The sequence below is a fragment of the Streptomyces sp. NPDC001393 genome (assembly GCF_053597455.1).
Genome location: NZ_JBSFIH010000017.1, coordinates 14,904 through 33,971, shown reverse-complemented (window position 1 = coordinate 33,971; position 19,068 = coordinate 14,904). Strand labels below are relative to the sequence as shown.

Genomic DNA, 19,068 nt, shown 5'->3' with positions numbered 1-19,068 from the left:
CGTTCGTCGTCATCAAGCAGCCGACAGGCTGTCGAGGCGCAAGGGGGCACCGGTGTGCGCTGCGACGTGGTCCACGGTGACGCCCGGCGCGGTTTCGACGAGGGCGAGGCCGGTGTCGGTGATGTCGAGGACGCCGAGGTCGGTGATGACGCGGTGGACGCAGGCCTCGCCGGTGAGGGGGAGGGTGCACTCCTTGAGGATCTTCGGGGTGCCGTCCTTGGCGGTGTGTTCCATGAGGACGATGACGCGTCGGGCGCCGTGGACGAGGTCCATGGCGCCGCCCATGCCCTTGACCATCTTGCCGGGGATCATCCAGTTGGCGAGGTCGCCGTGTTCCGAGACTTGCATGGCGCCGAGTACGGCGGTGCCGATGTGGCCGCCGCGGATCATGCCGAAGGACAGCGCGGAGTCGAAGAAGGAGGCTCCCGGCAGCACGGTGACGGTTTCCTTGCCGGCGTTGATCAGGTCGGGGTCGACCTCGTCGTCGTACGGGTAGGGGCCGGTGCCGAGGATGCCGTTCTCGGAGTGCAGGACGACGTGCACGCCGGGTGGGAGGTGGTCGGGGATGAGGGTGGGCAGGCCGATGCCGAGGTTGACGTAGGAGCCGGCGGTGAGTTCGGCGGCGGCGCGGGCGGCCATCTGGTCGCGGGTCCAGGGCATCAGGAACGTACCGTCCTCTTCTCGATGTGCTTGTCGGCTGCTTGCGCCGACGTCAACTCCACGATCCGCTGTACGAAGACACCGGGCAGGTGGACCATGTCGGGGGCGAGTTCGCCGGGTTCGACCAGTTCCTCGACCTCGGCGACGGTGACGCGGCCGGCCATGGCGGCGAGCGGGTTGAAGTTGGCGGCGGCGCGGCGGAAGACCAGGTTTCCGTGGTGGTCGCCACGCCAAGCACGTACGAGGGCGAAGTCGGTGGTGATGCCGTGCTCCAGCACGTACGCGCGGCCGCCGAACTCGCGGATCTCCTTGGGCGGGGAGGCGACGGCGACGGAGCCGTCGGGGGCGTACCGCCAGGGCAGTCCGCCGCGTGCGACCTGGGTTCCCACGCCTGCCGGGGTGTAGAAGGCGGGAATTCCGGCCCCGCCGGCTCGCAGGCGTTCGGCGAGGGTGCCCTGGGGCGTCAGCTCCACCTCCAGTTCCCCGCTCAGGTACTGGCGGGCGAACTCCTTGTTCTCACCCACGTACGAGCTGGTGACCCGGCTGATGCGACCGGAAGCGAGCAGCACGCCCAAGCCCCGCCCATCGACACCGCAGTTGTTGGAGACGACCCGCAGGCCCGACGTGCCCTGCGCATGGAGGGCCTCGATGAGGGCGCCGGGGATGCCGGAGAGGCCGAATCCCCCGACGGCGAGCGAAGCGCCGTCGGGAATGTCGCCGACCGCCTCGGCGGCGCTGGCGATGACCTTGTCCACGGTGTTGCCTGTTCCTTTCAGTGGGAAGGGCCGGCCGAGCGGTCGACCAGCTGTCGCTGACGACGAGTCGGGAGCCGGAGTTGCTTTCCGGTCCGGCCGTTTCACGGGCCCTCCGCTTGCAGCGCGTCCGAGACGGACTTGACGCCGCCGTGCGCGGTGAGCCCACCGTCGACGGCGATCTCGGCGCCGGTGATGAAGGACGAGTCGTCGGACAGCAGGAAGACGACCAGGGGAGTGACCTCGTCGACCGTGCCGGTCCGCCCCAGGGGCGTCTCGCGGATGTTCGCCTCACGGAAGGCGGGTGCGGCGGAGGCGGTCATCTCGGTCTCGATGTATCCGGGGTGGATGATGTTGACCCGGATGCCCCGGGGCCCGAGTTCGAGCGCCGCGGTCTTCGACAGGCCCCGCAAGGCCCACTTGCTGGCCGTGTAGGCGACCGGATAGTGGCCGGTGAGAGCGGCGGAGGAACCGACGTTGACGATGGAGGAGCCGAGTGGCATCAGCGGGGCGAGGTGCTGGATGCCGAGCAGCGGGCCGGTGACGTTGACGGCGTGGACGCGGTGGAAGTCTTCGGTGCGCACGTCGCCGATGCGGGCGCGCCAGGTGATGCCCGCGTTGTTGACCAGGCCGTGAACCTGGCCGTACGCCTCCTTCAGTTCGGCGGCGAGTTCGGCCCATTCCTTGTCGCTGGTGACGTCGAGCCGGCGGCAGCCGGGGGCTCCTGTCACATCGGTGGCGATGACACGCGCGCCTTCCCTCGTGAGGGCATCGGCCTCGGCCGCCCCCTGGCCGCGGGCTGCTCCGGTGATGACGACGACCTTGCCGAGCAGCCGCTTGCTGTGGAGTTCGCTCACGGCCGCTCTCGCGAGCGGCGCCTGCCGACCGGCAGGGCGACGGGTTCGGGTCCGGGCACGACGGTGTTGGAGACGGTGCCGATGCCCTCCACCGTGAGGGTGACGACGTCGCCCGGTTTCAGCGGGGGCGGCGTCTGCTCGCCACGCAAGCCCCACAGCTCTGCCAGGCAGCCACCGTTGCCGCAGGTGCCGGAGCCGAGGACGTCACCGGGAACGACGCGGGTGCCACGGGAGGCGTAGGCGACCATCTCCTCGAAGGTCCAGCTCATGTTCGACAGTAGGTCCTTGCCGACGACCTCGCCGTTGACCTCGGCGGTCAGGGCCAGACGCAGGAAGCCGTCCGGGTCGCGGAAGGGTTCCAGCTCGTCGGCGGTGACCAGGTACGGTCCGAGCGTGGTGGCGGTGTCCTTCCCCTTGCAGGGGCCGAGGCCGATCTTCATCTCGGCGGACTGCAGGTCGCGGGCGGACCAGTCGTTGAAGATCGTGTAGCCGACGATGTGGTCGCGGGCCTGTTCGGGGGTGAGGTCGTGGCCTTCGACCCCGATGACTGCGGCGACCTCGAGTTCGAAGTCCAGAACGCTCGATCCCGGGGGTACGGGGATGTCGTCGTACGGGCCGAAGACCGCGTAGGGATTGGTGAAGTAGAAGGTGGGGGCGGCGTACCACTGCTCGGGCACCCCGGTGGCGCCGTCGATGGCCCGCCGTACACCCTCGACGTGCTCCTCGAAGGTGACGAAGTCCCGCACGGTGGGCGGCTGGAGCGGCGCGAGCAGCCGCACCTCGGAGACGTGCGGGCCGGCCGGGACGTCCTGCGTCACGGAGCCTGCAGCCAGCAGGTTGCGTAGGCTGCCTCCCTCGGCGAGCAGGTCGGTGAGTGAGCTGACATCGGGCAGGGGGTGGAGCGTGCCGTCCTGGTCGAGGACGGCCACATGGCGGCGGCTGCGGTACTCGTATGTGGCGAGGCGCATGGGGGCTCCTGTCGGAGGGAGTGCGGGCGCGCGGGCCCGGAGGCGCTATGGGCGGACAAAGCCGACCGTCGCTGCGCTCCGGGTGGCCGGGGGCTAACGGTTGGACAGGTGAGAGGTCAGATCGGAGGGGCGACGAAGCAGCCGCGGTCGGGGTCGTTGAAGGACTCCTTGGCGACCATCTCGTTCATAGGGTTGGCGGTGCCCCACTGGTCAGCGACCTCGGGCTGGGAGAAGTCGTAGACGTGCGGGTGCCAGGTGTCCTCGTCGAGGAGCTCCAACTCCGTCGTGTACTCGACGGTGTTGCCGTGCGGGTCGAGGAAGTAGGTGAAGGTGTTGTCGCCGGCGACGTGCCGGCCCGGGCCCCAGATCTTCTTGAAGCCGGCCCGCAGCACCCGGCCGGAGCCACGCATGTACTCCTCCACGCCGCGCATCTCGAAGGAGATGTGGTGCACGGAGGTGTGCGGGCCCTTCGCGATGGCCATGGAGTGATGCTGGTTGCTGATGCGCATGAAGTGCATCGCCTCACCCATCCTGGGGTGCATGAGGGAGTCGGTGAGGCGGAAGCCGAGGTGGCGCTCGTACCACTCCCGGGTGCGGTTCAGGTCGGGGGAGTTGAGGACGACGTGGGACAGCTTGACCGGGATTGCTTCCCTCTCCTCGATCTTGCGGTGCTGCCGCACCTCTACGTCGGCGGAGACCTCGATGGTGCGGCCGTCGACGTCGAAGAAGCGGAAGCCGTAACCGCCGCCGGGCGTTTCGACCTTGCCGGGCTGGGAGATCAACTGCACGCCACCGGCGAGGAGTTGTTCGGCGAGGGTGTCCACGTCCGCCTCGCTCGCAGCGCCGTACGAGACGAGGTCGAGGCGCTTCTCCTCGGCCTTGCGCAGCCGTACGACGTACTGTTCGGGGCTGCCCTCGGCGGCGAGGAAGGAGATCCCGGAGTCCTCGGCGACCTTGGTCAGGCCCCAGACACCGGAGTAGAAGTCGAGCTGCTTGTCGTAGTCGGGCACGGCCAGGTCGACGTGCCGCAGGTGGGTGAGCAGACGTGCGGTCATGGTTTCAGTCCTTCCGGAGGAGTTCGGCGGCGTTGCCGCCTCGTACGGCGTGGAAGTCGGGGTCGGGCAGACGGGCCGCGCGCAGCGCGCCGACCGGGTCCTCGGTGCCCATGTCGAAGGGGAAGTCGGAGCCGAGTAGTACCCGGTCGGCGCCGACGACGCGGATCAGCTCCCGCAGGACGTGCGGGTCGTGGACCAGGGAGTCGAAGTACAGGCGCCGGAGATAGCTGCTGGGCAGGTGGGCGCAGCTCGCGCCCGCGTCGGAGCGGGTCGACCAGGCGTGGTCGGAGCGGCCGATGTGGGTGGGCAGGTAGCCGCCGCCGTGTGCGGCGATCACCTTCAGCCCGGGATGGCGGTCCAGTACGCCGGAGAAGATGAGATGGGACAGCGCGACCGCGTTCTCCGTGGGCTGGCCGACGCTGTTGGACAGGTACCACTGGTCCAGGCGCTCGTCGAGCGTGCAGCCGAAGGGGTGCAGGAACAGGAGCGCGCCCGTCTCCTCGGCCCGTGCCCAGAAGGGCTCGTAGGCCGGATCGGACAGCTCGCGGCCCGGGGCGTGCGAGGAGATCTCCACGCCCGACAGGCCCTGGTCCAGGGCGTGTTCGAGGGCGAGTACAGCCTGGTCCGGGTGTTGCAGCGGGACCAGCCCGAGGCCGTGCAGCCGGTCCGGCGCCTGGGCGCAGTGCGCGGCGGTCGCCTCGTTGGCGAGCCGGTACACCTTCTCGGCCGTCTCCTGGTCCGCCCAGTAGTGGTAGTGGGAAGGCGACGGGCTGACCAACTGCACATCCACGCCCTGCGCGTCCATCGCGGCGAGGCGCACGGCGACGTCGGTGAGGCGCGGGATGCGCTCGCGCACCATCGGCCCGTTGACGGCGAGCGCGGCCGGGCCGTTGCGGCGGGCGTCCAGCGCCCGGGCCGCCGCGAGGCCGGGGTGATCGGCGACGGCCGCCTCCACCTCGGGGACCAGGAGGTGGGCGTGGACGTCGACTGTCGGTGTGGTCACGGCAGCTCCCTGAGCGGGGTGAGGGTACGGGCGATCAGACCGGGTACGTCGGCGTCGCGCACGCCGTCCAGCTGCCACTGTCCGACCTGGACCGACGCCTCGACGACCGGCCGGACCCGTTGGATGCGGCGCTCGTAGAACTCCTGGAGCAGTGCGTCGTCCCAGTCCCGCCCGCCGGTCAGCAGCTCAGCCAGCACGGAGGCGTCCTCCGGGGACAGGGCCGCCCCCTGGGCCAGGGCGGGCGGGCAGCAGTGCGCCGCGTCGCCGATGAGGACGCCCCGGCCGCGATGCCAGGAGCCCTCCACGGAGGCCTCGACCTGTTCCCACACGTCGAGTTCGCGCAGCACGTTGCCCTGCAGTGTGATGCCGGAGCCAGCGGTGGCGTTCCAGTCGTCCCTGGCCTCGATCAGGTCTACTTCGACGCCGGCGCGGCGCGGCAGGACCGTCACTGCGTTGCCGGCGGCGCCGCCATCGACGAGGACTCTGCTGGTGTTGCTCATGGGGAACTCCTTCGTTCCGCTGCTACTTGACGGCGATCGGGTTGACCGGGGAGCCCACGGCGCCGGTGATGGGGAGGGGAGCGGCGGTGAGCCAGAACTCGTACACGCCGTCGGCCGCGCAGTCCGCCGCGAGTGCATCGAGGTCCCACATCTCGCCGATCAGCAGGCCCATGTTGGGGATGACGACCTGGTGCAGCGGCTGGAAGGCGTTGTCGAATTCGTTGGGGCGGACTTCGAAGCCCCAGGTGTCGGTGGCGATGGCGGCGATCTCGGTGCGGTGCAGCCAGCCGGCGGTGGTGAACGACAGGCCGGGCGCGGGTCCGCCCGCGTAGTCTCCCCAGCCGTCCCGCCTTGCGCGGGCGAGGTGTCCTGTGCGGACGAGCACGATGTCGCCGCGGCCGATGGTCACCCCGTGGGCCTCGGCGGCCCGGGTGAGGTGCTCCTCGGTGATGGCGAACCCGTCGGGCAGTTCGCCGTCCACGCCGACGACCTGGCCGACGTCGAGGAGCACGCCGCGTCCGGCGACGTGCGGTGCCATGTGCTCGATGCCGGTGACGAGGTCGCCTTCGGAGGTGACCACCTTGTCGGCGCGCCGTCCGTTCCAGGCGAATCCGTGGTCGAAGATGTGGCCGAGCCCGTCCCACTGGGTCGAGCACTGCAACGGCATCGCGATCACGTCGTCGGCGCCGCCGATGCCGTGCGGGAAGCCCTGGTGGCCGCGGACGGCGTCGGTGCCCGTGTCGAGCATCGTGTGCACCGGGTTGGTCCGCCGGCGCCAGCCCTTCTGCGGGCCGTTCATGTCGAAGCGCTGCGAGAGAGAGAAGCTGACACCCCGGCGGACCAGGGCGGCGCCCTCACGCCGCTTTGCCTCGTCGAGGAAGTTGAGGGTGCCCAGGACGTCGTCCGCGCCCCAACGCCCCCAGTTCGAGTACTCCTTGGCGGCCTCGGCGATCGCGCCCTCCGGATCGCGGCGGTCCAGGCTCATGTCGTTCCCTCCGCGACACAGCGGGTGCGCTGCACGCCCAGACCGGTGATGGACCCCTCCATGACGTCCCCGTCCCGCAGCAACCGCCCCCAGTGCAGGCCGTTCCCGGCCGGGCTGCCTGTCAACACCAGATCGCCGGGCAGGAGTCGGGAGGTCTGCGAGATGTACGACACCAGCCGGGCCACGCCGAAGATCATGTCCTTCGTGGACTCGTCCTGCATGGTCTCGCCGTTGAGCCTGAGCGTGACGCGCAAGTCGTCCGGGTCGGCGATCGACTCGGCGGGCACGATCCAGGGTCCCAGCGGGGTGAAGCCGGGTGCGTTCTTGCTGCGCAGCCAGTCGGTGCCGATCTGCGGCATGTCCCGGCGGAAGACGGTGGCACGGTCGGTGAGGTCGTTGGCGATCGTGTAACCGGCGACATGGCCGAGGGCACTCTCGACGGACACCCGGTGGGCCGGCCGGCCGATGACAACCGCCAACTCCAGCTCCCAGTCCGGCTTTTCAGCCCAGGAGGGCAGTACGACATCGTCGTACGGGCCGGTGATCGCGCTCGGCAGGCCGATGAACATGTACGGCAGGTCCTCGGCCGCCCGCCGGTCCATGATCTCCGCGGCCTCGGCGCGCCGATCCTCCTCGGATCGGTCGTCGGCGGGGTCCCGGTGGGCCACGTGCAGGTCGATCACGTGCTGCCGGTAGTTGGCTCCCGACTGCAGCACCTGGCGCGGCTCGATGGGAGCATGCACCTGGAAGTCCGCCAGGGGCCGCCGTTCGGTCCCGGGGGCGGCGGCGAGCGGGCGCAACCGGGGGAGGGCGACCGCCCACTGCTCGAGCAGACCGCGCATCGTCAGAGCGTCGTCCCGCAGGGCCGCGGGGAGGTCGACCACCTGACTGTCGGCCGTGACCAGGGCGGGAAAGCGCGGCTTGCCCGGGGCCGAGAGAGTGGCGAGGGCGAAAGGGCCCGCGAACTGAGCGGATGCGGGTTCGGGTTTCACGGACATGTCCTCCTGATTGCGGGTGGAAAAGCGGGCCCTGGACGCGATCCGAACTGCCGGGGCCGAAGTACGTGAACACGTCTGGACGTTGGTCGGTGAAAGAGCTCCGGACGCCGGCGGGCAGGTGGTCGTGGACCTGGAGGGGGTGCTGGTCGTCGCGCACTCCGAGAAGCAGGACGCGGCCGCTGCCTGGAAGAAGACCTTCGGGCACCATCCGTGGATGGGGTACGTCGACCACGGCCAGGGCAGGTCCGGCGAACCCGTGGCCGGCCTACTGCGTCTGGGGAACGCGGGCAGCAACACCGCCGCCGACCATGTCGAAGCCGCCCGGCTGGCCCTGGCAGGCCGGCTGAGCGGCATCAGCACGTACGTCAACGGTCGTACGGTTGATGCACGTCCAGCAGGAAGACGGCATGCGCGCCTCTGCGACCCGGTGTGGTGCGCAGAGGCGCGGCACTCAGGCCGACGGGAAGCTGCTGATGAGCTGGCTCATGCTCATGAGGGCCCGGTTCAGGGTGCCCGAGTCGGCGATCACGGTCTGGCCTGTCATCACCTTGTTGTGCCGGGATGCGAGGAGTGCGTAGAAGGGCCCGTACTCCTCCGGGGTGGGCAGATGCTGAAGGGGCGTGCCCCATTCGAACTCCGCGCGGAAGGCGTCCGCAGGAATGTCCGACTGCTTGGACTCTTGCAGGTCGAGAGCGCCCGGCCCGCGGAGCTGACTGCCCGCGATGCCCGTAGGGGCGACGGCGTTGACCCGTACCCGCGGGGCGAACTCGAACGACAGCTGGTTCACCAGGCTGCGCACCGCCCCCTTGCTGGCCGTGTAGGCCGCGCCGCCGCCGTCGGCTGCGAACGCCGCTTGGGACGCGGTGAGCACGATCGCCCCTTCCTCGGCCTGCAGCAGGTCGTGCCTGATCCGCGCGGTCAGCGCGTAGCCCTTGACGTTGATCGAGAAGACCTCGTCGAACAGGTCGCCGACGCGCTCGACGGGGATGTCGGCCAGCCGGACGTTACCGTCGAAGATGCCCTGCGCGCCGATGAGGGAGGTGAGCCGGCCGTAGCGGTCCTCGATCTGAGACCGGCAGGCACGAAGATCGTCGATGCTGCGCACGTCGCCGTGCACGACGAGGACGTCGTCGCCGAACTCCTGCTTCAGCCCGAGCACCTTGGCCTGGTCGTATTCGAGGATCGCGAGCTGCGCGCCCTGTTCGAGACAGTGGCGGGCGACTCCGAGACCGAGGCCCGAGCCGCCGCCGGTGATGAGTACGACGTGGTCGTCAAGCAGCTTCATGGGTGGTGCGTTCCTTCCGGTTGGTGCACGACAGGGTGGTGTCGAGGTCGGGATTGTTCGTGCGGGCGAGGGTGAGTGCCTCGTCCCAGGTGCCGCCGCGGGCGAGCAGCTTGCGATAGTCGCGCAGCGAGCGGACACGCCCGCGGGCGAACGCGGCGTGGAACTCGCCGGCGTGGCCGAACAGGACGAGAAACTCGCCCGTGTCGAGTGAACCCTCGACGAAGAGGCTGTGGTCGCCCGCGCGGCGGCGGCCGTAGCACTGGAACCGTATGCCGTACTGGTCGGTCCAGAAGTACGGCACTCCCTGGTAGGGCGTGGTGTCGCCGCGGGCGATGTTCAAGCCGATGTGCCGGCCTTGCTCGACCGCATGGGTCCAGTGCTCCACGCGTACGCGCTGTCCCAGCAGCGGGTGGTGGAACGCGGCCACGTCACCGGCGGCCCACACGCCGGGTACGTTGGTCCGGCCGGCGGCGTCGGTGACGATCCCGCCGGCCACCTCGATCCCGGAGCCCGCCAGCCAGTCGACGGCGGGTTCGGCGCCGATACCCGTGAGCACGAACGGGGTCCGGTGCACACTTCCGTCCGTGAGTCGGACCTCGTACGCCCCGGGTTGTCCCGTGACGGACGCCACCGCGACGGCACTGCGGAAGCGGACCCCGCGTGCGGTGTGCAGGTCGCGGAGATGGGTGGCCAGCTCGGGCCCCAGTACGGGCTCCAGCGGCAGCGGGAGCGCGTCGAGGACCGTGACCGTCACGCCCCGCGCGACGAGAGCGGCCGCGACCTCCAGTCCGATGAAGCCGGAGCCGATCAGGGTCATCTCGCCGTATCGCGCCGCGGCCTCGCGCAGCACCCGCAGGTCCTCGGGGGTGCGCAGGGCGGGCAGTACCTCGCCCGCGAGGGTCCTCATCTCGCGGGGGCGGCTGCCGCAGGCGATGACCACAGCGTCCCAGGGAAGCGCCTCGCCGTACGTGGTCACCACATAGCGGCGGTCGACGTCGAGCCCCGCCGCGGCGTGCCCGAGACGCAGGTCGATGCGGTTCGCCTCGATGCGTTCGGGAGAGCGGAGTTCGAGGAGTTGAGGGTCCTCCTCGGCGACAAGCAGGGCCTTCGACATCGTGGGCCGGTCGTACGGCTGGTGCAGTTCGGCGCCGACGACGGTGATGGAGCCGGTGAATCCGGCCTCCCGGAGGCCGTCGGCGGCGCTGAGGCCGGCGGCGGAGGCTCCCACCACGACGACGCGCTCAAAGCCGCCGGTCACGGCTTGGGTCCCGAGGTGAGCGCGATGGCCTGTGCGGGGCAGGCGCGGGCGGCCTCTTCGAGGTCCTCCCCCGTTTGTCGGCCGCCTGCTGTGGAAGATCGTCGGTCGACGCCAGTATGCCGCCTGGTGCCGTGCCGAACGACTCGGCCTGGCCTTCCGCGGACAGGCCCGCCTGGACGGCAAAAGGGCGAAGGTCACCGAGAACTCGCGCCGGATGGTGTTCAACTACGGCCGGTCTCTTCTGCGCGGCGCGCTGGACCGCGGCAGCGCCGAGCAGATCGGCCTGGACCGCGCCTTCATCGCCGCCATGCCGGTCGGCGGCCCGGGCACGCCCCGCAGCCGCAACCCCTTCCCCGACGAAGTCGCCCGGGCGCTTGCGGAGGAGGCCAACCTGCAGCAGCTCGCCGACGGCTACGACCCGCACGACCGGGGCCTGAGGGACATGTGGGAGACCATCATCGTCACCGGCCGGCGCGCCAGCGAGGTCATCCAGCTCCGCCTGGACTGCATCGGCCGCTACGGCGGGCTGCCCCTGCTCTGGCACGACCAGACCAAGGTCGGCAACCTGAACGCGGCCGTCCGCATCCCCGACCACCTCCTGGACCGGCTCGAAGAACGCCGCCAAAAGACCCTGGCCCACTACGCCGACCGGCACGCCGGCCGCCCGCCCACTGCTGCTGAGCGCGCTCACCTGGCCCTGTTCCCCACCGACATCCTCAACCCCGACGGCCGCCGCGCTTTGTCCTACACCTGGTTCCACACTGGCTTCCGCAGCTGGCTCGCCGAGCTTGACCTCGGCGGTCACTACGTCGCCCACCAGGCCCGGCACACGCTGGCCACCCGGCTGCTGCGGCACGGCGCGACCCTGACCCACATCCGCCGCTACCTCGGCCAGGTCTCCGACCGCATGGCCGAGCACTACGTCCACCTGACCCAGTCGGACCTGGAGAACGTCCTCCAGCACGTGTGGGTCGCCGGCCCCGGCACCGCCCACCCCGGCGAACTCCTCACCAGCGACACCGCCCCGCTCACCCGCAAGCAGGCCCAGGCCCTGGCCATCGATCTCTCTCGCCGCAGCACTCCCGCCGAGGGCGGGTTCTGCACCTTCCAGCCTGTCGTGAACGGCGGCGCCTGCCCCTGGAACCTCGACTGCCACAACTGCGACAAGTTCGTCTTGTCCGGTGCCGACCTGCTCTACTGGCGGCGCAAGCGCGAGCAGTGGCAACTGCTGGCCGAAGGCGCCCCCGACGACTACCTCAACCGCTACTTCGAGCCCACCGCCCGCGCCATCGACGGCCTGGAAAAGGCGCTGGCCGGTCTCGGCCTCCTCGACGACGCCCTCGCCCTGGACCTGCGCAAACCCCAGGACTACTTCCATCGCCTATGGTCCACCGCCTTCCGCGCCACCGACCTCGCCGACGCCGGCAACGACGAGGAGGGCAAGTACAGCCATACGTGCACAGCAGAGGACACCGACCCCGAACAGGACGTTGCATGAACAGCTCCGCTGTCTCCGCACCACGCACGACCGCGGCCCTGGCAGCCCGCCGCCAGCGGACCGAAGCCGCCCTCCAGCGCGTCCACGTGGCCATCGCCCGGCTGCGGCGCGAGAAGGCACAGGTCAGCGTCGCCGCCGTCGCCCGCCGCGCGGACGTCTCCCGCACCTTCCTCTATGACCACCCCGATGCCCGGGCCGCCATTGCTTCGGCGATGACGGAGGCCGGAGAACGACGGTCGGGGAAGCTCGTCGAGCAGGAAGACGAACGCGAGACGACCTGGCGTGAACGCGCGCTGAACGCCGAAGAGGCCCTCAAGGCCGCCCACGCCGAGATCTGCACCCAGCGCACCCGCATCGGCGAACTCCTCGGACAGGTCCGGGACTTGGAAGCAGAGTGGACCGAGGCGAATACCCAGCGGATCACCACCGAGAACACCGCCCTCAAGCAGCGGGTCCGCCAGCTGACAGCCGACAATCGCACCCTCGACGAACGGCTCAAGGCCGCCCGCTCCAACCTGCGCTTCCAGGACCGCCGCGTCGCAGACCTCGAAGCCCAACTCGCCTGTCCCGACGGGTGATCACACCCGAGCAGACGCCTTGTGGCGGATGGCGGCATCGGCCAGCCGTCCCGGTTCGAAGACCGCCACCGCCACGCGGAGCTCGGGGGTGAGGGCGCCCCAGAGCTCTTCCAGGAGTTCGTCCTGGTCGGCCTTCTCGGTCCGGGCTTCGAGGAACGGCTCGCCGGTCGCGACCGAGTCACCAACGGAGTGGTACGTCGTCATCAGCACAGCGTCCCCCGGCTCCAGATCCCTGACCGCGAGCGTAAGCACGTCAGCCGCCGTCCGACCGCCGCGGCTCCGCTGCGCAGCACCGAACCACGCCCCCTGTCCCGAGCGGACGTCCGCCACCACGGTGATACGGGGCGTGAAGATCGGCGGATCGGGCTCGTACTCCAGCCCGCCCAACGCGTCGACTGGTCGCTGAGACTCCTGCAGCCGGACACGGGGACCTGTTCGCCGTTGCCGAAAACCAGCCACCCACCCCGCCACGGGCCGCGACGTAGTGCCGAAGCGGATCGTGTTCGGACCCACCGGTCGGCGCGACGATCAGTTCTCCCTCGCCGTGGCGCACGGCGCGCGCTTTGGCAATTTCACCCACATCTTCCCAGCCGTGGCAGTGTAAATGTTTTCAGTCCCCAAGGGGTCCGGCGGACTCCCGATTGGCTATCCATTCGGCTGTGAATTCTACGGCCTCAGCCGGGTCGCTCGTGAGGAACAGGCATATATCCTCCGGGTACGGCCATGCAAGGACCCGGTATTCTCCGCCAGCGGCAGAGATTGCCGGCAACGCATCCTCGATATCTCGGAGCGAATCGGCCTCTGAAAATGTCAGCGACCACATTGACACGGCAGGGTAGAGCGCTCTCAACGCAGGGTTCTCGGATGCCGCCGAGATCAACTCCCACATCTCTTCGGTGGCCAAACTGCCGGGCGGCTGCGGCGGCCTGAATTCTTCCAGCAGGACCTTCCACTCTTCCTCACGACTTCTCATGACTTGATGATCCTTGGTATTGCCAAGTCACGTCAAGTCAAGGGACGGTGCCGCCCTCCGATAGCCTCAGAGGGCGGCACTCTTTGGTTCAGCAGGGCGCATCGCCGTTGTAAAACGTGGTGATGGCGCGCGCCGCCTTGTTCCCGCACACGTACCGGAGTTCATGAGCTGTCACCGACTGGCCGATGTATGTGGGTGCATCGGACAGCATTTGGTCGACTCCCTGGATGCCCTGCATGTTGAACGAGATCTGCCCGTTCTTGGTGACCACCAGGTCGATCATGTCCTGCACCATCTTCGGCGTCATAGTGGCCCCACCGCCTGGAAGATTGAAGATGGGATCGGTGTAGAGCACTGCTCCCTTTTCCTTGGCGAACTTCTGCAGGATGCCTCGCTCACCACCACGGATGTCACGGAGACCGAGCGCCAGATGCGGGCCCGGCTCCTTGACCGGTGCAACAGCGGGGTCATCGGCGTGGGCTGCCCCGGGGCCGAACCGCAGAGGTGTCGTCCTGGGGGTGAACTTCCCCCTGAGCCAGTCGAAGGCCGGGCCGGCGAGGCTGCTGCTCGCGCCCCCCGCGGCGCCGAACAGCAGGTCCCACGGGGTGGTGGGCTGGCAGTGGACACCGTTCACTGCCCAGGAGAAGCCAGCGCCCACGGCAGCGTTGACGGCGCTGGAGGTGGCGAGGGCACGTACGCCGCTCAGGCCGAGGGCTCGGGCCGCGGCGTTTCCTGCGCCGGGCATGAGCGCGCCTGCGATGGCGCCGGTGACGGCGCCTTCTCCGGCGGCGCCGGCGAAGCCGCCCCAGGTGAACCCGCCGTTGCGGTGCTGCCAGCCGTAGATGCCGCCTTCGACGGCGGCGCCTATGACGGCGCCGATGCCGGCGCTGACGCAGATGCCGCAGCGACCGGAGGGGTCGTCCTGGTTGACGGGGTCGTTGTTGGCGTACGCGTAGGGCGTGAGATTGGGGCTGTCGTTCGGAGCGGGTTGCGGATCTGTGGCCGTGAAGCGCTGGTTACCGGGGTCGTAACTGCGGTCGCGCAGGTACAGGCGGCTGGTGAGGGCCGGGTCCTTGTACTGGCCGGTGTAGCCGAAGACGCTGGTCTGGCCGCCGGTGATGCTGGCCTTGCCGGTGGTGACGCCCCAGGCGCTGTAGGTGTAGGTGTAGTTCTCCTTGCCGGCCGCGTCGTAGACCGCGGTGACGGAGTTCTGGCGGTCGTGGCGCAGGTAGAAGGTGCCGGCGGAGTGGTTCTCGGCTTCCGTGACGCCGTCGGGGTTGTACTGGTAGTCGGCGATCAGGGCGCCGCTGCTGTTGGTCTCGGTGGCGATCTGCGCCAAGCGGCCGACGGGGTCCCACCGAGCCGTCCGCCACAAAGCATTGTTCTTGTTGGTGGTGGTGCGGTTGCCGTCGGCGTCGTTGACGAAGGTGTACGTGTCGGTGCCGAGGGTGGCGGACTTGAGGTGGCCGAGGGGATCGGAGACGTAGCTGCCGCCGGAGTCTTTGGTGAGGTTGCCGTCGGCGTCGTAGGTGTAGTCGACGGTGGTGGCGCCTTCGACGCGTTTGGTGAGCTGGTCGGCGTCGTCGTAGGTGTTGGTGCGGGTGCTGGTGGCGGTGGACGAGGTGGTGAGGTTGCCGACCTTGTCGTACTTGTAGGTGCTGCCACTGTCGCTGGTCAGGCATGAGGCGGTGGCGGAGGCGTCGGTGCAGGCGCGGGTCATGCGGCCCGCCTCGTCGTAGGCGTAGCGGTTGGCGAGGCCGGTGGTGGTTGCGTCCTTGAAGTAGTCCGCGGTGACGCGTCCGTCGTCGTCGCGTTGGAAGTAGCGGGCGCCGGTGTCCTGGGAGACGGAGGCGAGCCGCCCGGCCCGGTCGTAGGTGCGTGCCTCGGTGACGGCCGTCGTCGTGGGCAGCTTGGCGGCGGTCGGGTTTCCAGCGGGGTCGTAGGTGTAGGTGGTGGTTTTGCCGCCTGCGGTCTGGCCGCTGATGTGGCCGTCGTCGTCGTAGGCGTAGGTGATGGCCCGCCCGTCGGGATAGGTCCGGCTGCTGAGGGTCCCGTTCGGGTTGTACGTGTACTTGAAGGGGTTGGTGGCCCCGGGTGAGGTGACGGTCAGCGGCCGGTCTTCGTTGTCGTAGGTGAGGGTGCGGGTGCCGGTGCCGTCCGTGATCGTCTTGGGGTGGCCGGCCGTGTCGTAGGTGTAGGAGACGGTCGGGGTGCCGTCGGAGTAGGTGGTCTTGGTGAGCAGGTCGCGCACGTCGTAGGTGTTGGTGATGTTCTGGCCGCGGGCGTTGGTGGTCTTGGTCCGGTTGCCGTCGGCGTCGTACGAGAAGGCGGTGGCGCGGCCCAGGGGGTCGGTGACCTTGTTCAGACGGCCGGCGTTGTCGTAGCCGTAGCTGGTGGTGTGGCCGTTGGCGTCCTTGCGGGAGGTCAGGTTGCCTGCATCGTCGTAGCCGAGAGCGGTGGTGCCGCCGTCCGGAGTCGTGACGGTCGTGAGTCGGCCCAGCTTGTCGTAGTCGTAGGTCGTCTTCTTGCCCAGGGCGTCGGTGCGTCCGGTGAGGCGGCCGTCGCCGTCGTAGGTGTTGGAGACGGTCTTGACGCCGTAGGGGTCTGTCTGGCTGGCGATGTTGCCTGCGGCGTCGTAGCCGGTGGTCCAGGTGTACTGGTTCGGGTCGGCGCCGGATGCGTTGCCGCGCGGTTCCACCGTGGTGGTCAGGCGGCCGTTGTCGTCGTAACCGTAGGTGGTCCTGCTGCCGCGTGGTGACGTCTCGGAGGCGAGGTTGCCGGCGTCGTCGTAGGTGTAGGTGACGGTTTTGCCACCACGGTCCGTCGTGGTGAGGAGCCGGTTGTCGCTGTCGTAGGTGTTGACGGTGGTCTTGCTGAGGGCGTCGGTGGTCTTGGTGACGTTGCCCTCGCCGTCGTATGCGGTTTTCCGGACGTGTCCGAGCGGGTCCGTAACGGCGATCGGCCGGTATTCGGCGTCGTAGTCGGTCTTGGTCGTGTTGCCCGCGGGGTCGGTGACGGTGACCTGGTTGCCGACATTGTCGTAGCCGTACTTCCACGTGTACTTGGAGGCATCGGCGCCCGACACATTGCCCAGAGGCGTGGTCATCGTCAGCAGGCGGCCGGCCTTGTCATAGGTGTAGGCCGTCTTCGCGCCCGTCGCGTCCGTGCGCGAGGCCACGTTCCCCATGACGTCGTACGTCATGTGCACCGAGTGGCCCGTGGGGTCCTTCAGGTCAGTGAGCTGGTTCGCGGCATCGTAGGTGAAGGCTGTGGTCTTCCCCGCGGCGTCGGTGACCGTGGACAGGTTGCCCGCCTCGTCGTACGTGTTGCGGGTGGTGTTGTCCTTGGCATCGGTTGTCGATGTCAGCCGGCCTGCATCGTCGTAGCTGTACTTCGTCGTGAACTTGGTCGGGTCCGCTCCCGGTGCATTGCCGCGCGGATCGGTCGCGCTGGTGACGCGCCCCGCGTCGTCGAAGCCCCAGGTCCGCCGGGAACCGTCAGGCAGTGTTGCCGAGGTCTGGTTGCCCGCGTTGTCGTAGCCGAACCTGGTTGTCTTGCCGCGCGGGTCGGTGACGGTCTCCATCTGGCTCGTCACCGTGTAGGTGTAACTGGTGACTTTCCCGAGTGGATCCTTCGATGAAGTCAGCCGGCGCGCAGAGTCATATCCGTAGCTGCTGCGCTGCGAATTTCCATCCAGGTAGGAAGCGACGTCGCCAGTTTCCGCATACTCCCAGCTGTGTGTGGTCAACGGGCCACGTACTTCCCTGGGCCGGCCGTCTCCGTCGACCGTGGTGACGATCTGGTTGCCGAGCGGATCGGTGACGACCACCGGGTCGAGCGAGAAGTCGTAACCAAAAGAGGTTCGGTTACCGAAAGGATCGTACTGGGCCAGTAGTACGTTTCGCGCGTAGACGTCTGTCCAGATCCCTCCGTCAGGTTCAGTGATATCGGTCTCTCTGCCCGTGTAGGCGAATTTTCGCGTACCCCCACGCGCATCAGTCTGGGCAGTGACCCGCCCCTGACTGTCGTACGTGTTGTCCAGGGCTACGACATCGTTCGGCCCCGTAACCTTATCGAGCAGGCCGTTCGCATCGTACGCGTACGAGACCGGACGACCGTCCAGCCCCGTGACCCGGGTAAGACGGTCACCACTGTATTGATAGCTGACACTCCGGCCGTCCGAGAGAGAAATCCTCGACACCAGACCGCCGTTGTCGTATGTGAAGGTGGCAGAGCGGCCCATCGGATTGGTGATCGACGTAACTCGGCCGGTATCGTCGTGTTGGAAAGTCTGCTGTCGCCCCTGGGCGTCCCTGGCCACCGTGAGGCGCCCGGAAGAATCAAAAGACAGCTGCTTTCCGCCAGGAGATGTCAACGCATAGCCGTCAGCAGTTGCGCTCATCTTCGAATGGGCAGCAAGTGGCGCCTTGAACGCTCCGGATGGCTGTTTGACGAAGGCGTATTGCGACCCGTCTTCAGCGTGGAAGGTGACGTCCCCATTGTCGGCCATGGACAGCGAGGCATCCCACGGAGCCGACCATCCTCGCCCGTACGGACCCGAGGATCCATTGTTCGACGAGTAGCTACGACTGAAATCGTATGGAACGTCTGCCGCAAGCTGCGCATCAACGGCCGACGTCGAGTATGCGCCAGTCGCAGTATTCACGCCCCCGACGTGGTTCTGGCAGTTGGCTGCAGCTGCAGAGTTGGAGTGACACGATGTCCCATAAGTCTGCTCTGCCGGAACGGGGAAGGCCACCCGCCCTTCCAAGTTGAAGTCCCCGCTCTGCCCCCAACTGCCGTCAGGCATCTGGGATGCGATCCCTACTTCGAAGAAGGGGATATCGCCCCCAGGGGGCGAGCCGCTCCAGTATTTGACATATTCGGCCAGCGCATTGTCGCAGAATTTGTCCGTGTATGTGAAATCAAAGGAGACCGGGACTCCGCTCCCCGCAGCACCCCCGACATTGTTGTCGGCAGGGCCATGCAGGTCTGCTGGAGCTTGCACCGTCAAGGGCTCGGATCTCCATACCGACGTATCGGGGCCGGCGTGTATGCCGCCGCACCTGGCGATCAGACGCACCGTGACGCTCTGCGGCCCCTCGTCGACCGGGGGGTTACCATGGGTTGCGTAATAGATCTTGGCCTTTATGGTGAACTTGTCTCCGTCGACGGGGACGACGGCAGGCGGGATGGTGTACGGCGACTTGAAGACCTGGTATTCCCCAACGTAGGAGCCGTTCTGGTACATGGTTGAGGAGTCCCACACCCCCGCATGGAAGGTGCCGTCTGCTGCCGCAGACGCTTTGGGTGAGGCGCGAACTTCTTTCTTTTTCAACCGCTCACGCTGCGACTCGGGACGGAAGGTCATCCTGCCGCGTCTTTCGTCGCTGGCAACTTGAGCGCGTCGCTGCTTCAGCGTCATCGGCGACTGAGGTTTGGCCGGTCTGGGCCCTCGGACTCCCTTGTCCTGGGTATGTCTCTGAGGGCTTTCCAGATGCGTGGGGATGGCCTGCCCGACGCTGCTGAGCGTCAGACTCCACGCAAGCGCAAGCGCAAGGGTCAGAAGTAGCCGTGCATAGAGGACCGGTCTTCTCTGCAAGATTCCTCCTCGTCACCTCTGACCGATGGTCCCGAGGTGGCTGGTGTGCACATGGCGTTACGCGATCGCATTCCTGGACCGGCTCACCGGCGGATG

Annotated in this window: 16 protein-coding genes and 1 pseudogene; 3 read left to right on the top strand and 14 right to left on the bottom strand. The window is 68.4% G+C overall.

From position 1 onward, the window contains the following. Window positions 1-12: 12 nt before the first annotated feature. The 9 genes from ACWC2T_RS19945 to ACWC2T_RS19905 form a co-directional block, all read right to left on the bottom strand. Window positions 13-660 (bottom strand): CoA transferase subunit B, encoded by a 648-nt coding sequence (locus ACWC2T_RS19945; RefSeq protein WP_450671663.1) that lies wholly within the window; start codon window positions 658-660, stop codon window positions 13-15. After that, on the bottom strand, window positions 660-1,415 hold the full coding sequence (locus tag ACWC2T_RS19940; protein WP_450671662.1) for a CoA transferase subunit A: 756 nt from the start codon (window positions 1,413-1,415) through the stop codon (window positions 660-662). Before ACWC2T_RS19940 ends, ACWC2T_RS19945 begins: the two co-directional genes overlap by 1 nt. A 101-nt stretch (window positions 1,416-1,516) precedes the next feature. Continuing rightward, the gene (locus ACWC2T_RS19935; protein WP_450671661.1) at window positions 1,517-2,269 is read right to left on the bottom strand and encodes an SDR family NAD(P)-dependent oxidoreductase; all 753 of its coding nucleotides are present in this window, start codon (window positions 2,267-2,269) and stop codon (window positions 1,517-1,519) included. Next, window positions 2,266-3,237, bottom strand: a complete 972-nt coding sequence (locus ACWC2T_RS19930; protein WP_450671660.1) for a fumarylacetoacetate hydrolase family protein — start codon at window positions 3,235-3,237, stop codon at window positions 2,266-2,268. The genes ACWC2T_RS19935 and ACWC2T_RS19930 overlap by 4 nt, the downstream gene beginning before the upstream one ends. A 116-nt stretch (window positions 3,238-3,353) precedes the next feature. Next, on the bottom strand, window positions 3,354-4,292 hold the full coding sequence (locus ACWC2T_RS19925; protein WP_450671659.1) for a VOC family protein: 939 nt from the start codon (window positions 4,290-4,292) through the stop codon (window positions 3,354-3,356). Between the two features lie 4 nt (window positions 4,293-4,296). Continuing rightward, entirely contained in the window at window positions 4,297-5,295 is a 999-nt protein-coding gene (locus tag ACWC2T_RS19920; RefSeq protein WP_450671658.1) for an amidohydrolase family protein, read from the bottom strand. After that, the gene (locus ACWC2T_RS19915; protein WP_450671657.1) at window positions 5,292-5,795 is read right to left on the bottom strand and encodes an FAD-dependent monooxygenase; all 504 of its coding nucleotides are present in this window, start codon (window positions 5,793-5,795) and stop codon (window positions 5,292-5,294) included. Before ACWC2T_RS19915 ends, ACWC2T_RS19920 begins: the two co-directional genes overlap by 4 nt. Window positions 5,796-5,817: 22 nt before the next feature. Next, window positions 5,818-6,780 carry a cyclase family protein gene (locus tag ACWC2T_RS19910; RefSeq protein ID WP_450671656.1) on the bottom strand — a complete coding sequence of 321 codons (963 nt, stop codon included), beginning with the start codon at window positions 6,778-6,780 and terminating at the stop codon, window positions 5,818-5,820. Next, window positions 6,777-7,778: a fumarylacetoacetate hydrolase family protein gene (locus ACWC2T_RS19905; RefSeq protein ID WP_450671655.1), complete on the bottom strand. Its 1,002-nt coding sequence runs from the start codon at window positions 7,776-7,778 to the stop codon at window positions 6,777-6,779. Before ACWC2T_RS19905 ends, ACWC2T_RS19910 begins: the two co-directional genes overlap by 4 nt. A 22-nt stretch (window positions 7,779-7,800) precedes the next feature. Here ACWC2T_RS19905 and ACWC2T_RS19900 point away from each other — a divergent pair. Then, window positions 7,801-8,115 (top strand): annotated as a pseudogene (locus tag ACWC2T_RS19900) (transposase); the annotation flags it as partial. Window positions 8,116-8,229: 114 nt separating this feature from the next. Here the strand turns inward: ACWC2T_RS19900 and ACWC2T_RS19895 are convergent. Beyond that, a complete protein-coding gene (locus tag ACWC2T_RS19895; RefSeq protein ID WP_450671654.1) occupies window positions 8,230-9,063 on the bottom strand; it encodes an SDR family oxidoreductase in 834 nt (277 codons plus the stop codon). Next, window positions 9,050-10,321: an NAD(P)/FAD-dependent oxidoreductase gene (locus ACWC2T_RS19890; protein WP_450671653.1), complete on the bottom strand. Its 1,272-nt coding sequence runs from the start codon at window positions 10,319-10,321 to the stop codon at window positions 9,050-9,052. Before ACWC2T_RS19890 ends, ACWC2T_RS19895 begins: the two co-directional genes overlap by 14 nt. A gap of 214 nt (window positions 10,322-10,535) precedes the next feature. On the opposite strand from ACWC2T_RS19890, the gene ACWC2T_RS19885 reads away from it, so the two are divergent. Together ACWC2T_RS19885 and ACWC2T_RS19880 are read left to right on the top strand one after the other, a co-directional pair. Continuing rightward, entirely contained in the window at window positions 10,536-11,819 is a 1,284-nt protein-coding gene (locus ACWC2T_RS19885; RefSeq protein WP_450671652.1) for a tyrosine-type recombinase/integrase, read from the top strand. After that, the gene (locus ACWC2T_RS19880; RefSeq protein ID WP_450671651.1) at window positions 11,816-12,397 is read left to right on the top strand and encodes a DUF6262 family protein; all 582 of its coding nucleotides are present in this window, start codon (window positions 11,816-11,818) and stop codon (window positions 12,395-12,397) included. The genes ACWC2T_RS19885 and ACWC2T_RS19880 overlap by 4 nt, the downstream gene beginning before the upstream one ends. Here the strand turns inward: ACWC2T_RS19880 and ACWC2T_RS19875 are convergent, their stop codons facing one another. The 3 genes from ACWC2T_RS19875 to ACWC2T_RS19865 form a co-directional block, all read right to left on the bottom strand. Next, a complete protein-coding gene (locus ACWC2T_RS19875) occupies window positions 12,398-12,601 on the bottom strand; it encodes a hypothetical protein (RefSeq protein ID WP_450671650.1) in 204 nt (67 codons plus the stop codon). Between the two features lie 406 nt (window positions 12,602-13,007). After that, complete coding sequence (locus tag ACWC2T_RS19870; protein ID WP_450671649.1) at window positions 13,008-13,370, bottom strand: DUF6193 family natural product biosynthesis protein; 363 nt, start codon at window positions 13,368-13,370, stop codon at window positions 13,008-13,010. An 88-nt stretch (window positions 13,371-13,458) separates the two neighbouring features. After that, window positions 13,459-18,795, bottom strand: a complete 5,337-nt coding sequence (locus tag ACWC2T_RS19865) for a DUF6531 domain-containing protein (RefSeq protein WP_450671648.1) — start codon at window positions 18,793-18,795, stop codon at window positions 13,459-13,461. Between the last annotated feature and the right edge of the window lie 273 nt (window positions 18,796-19,068).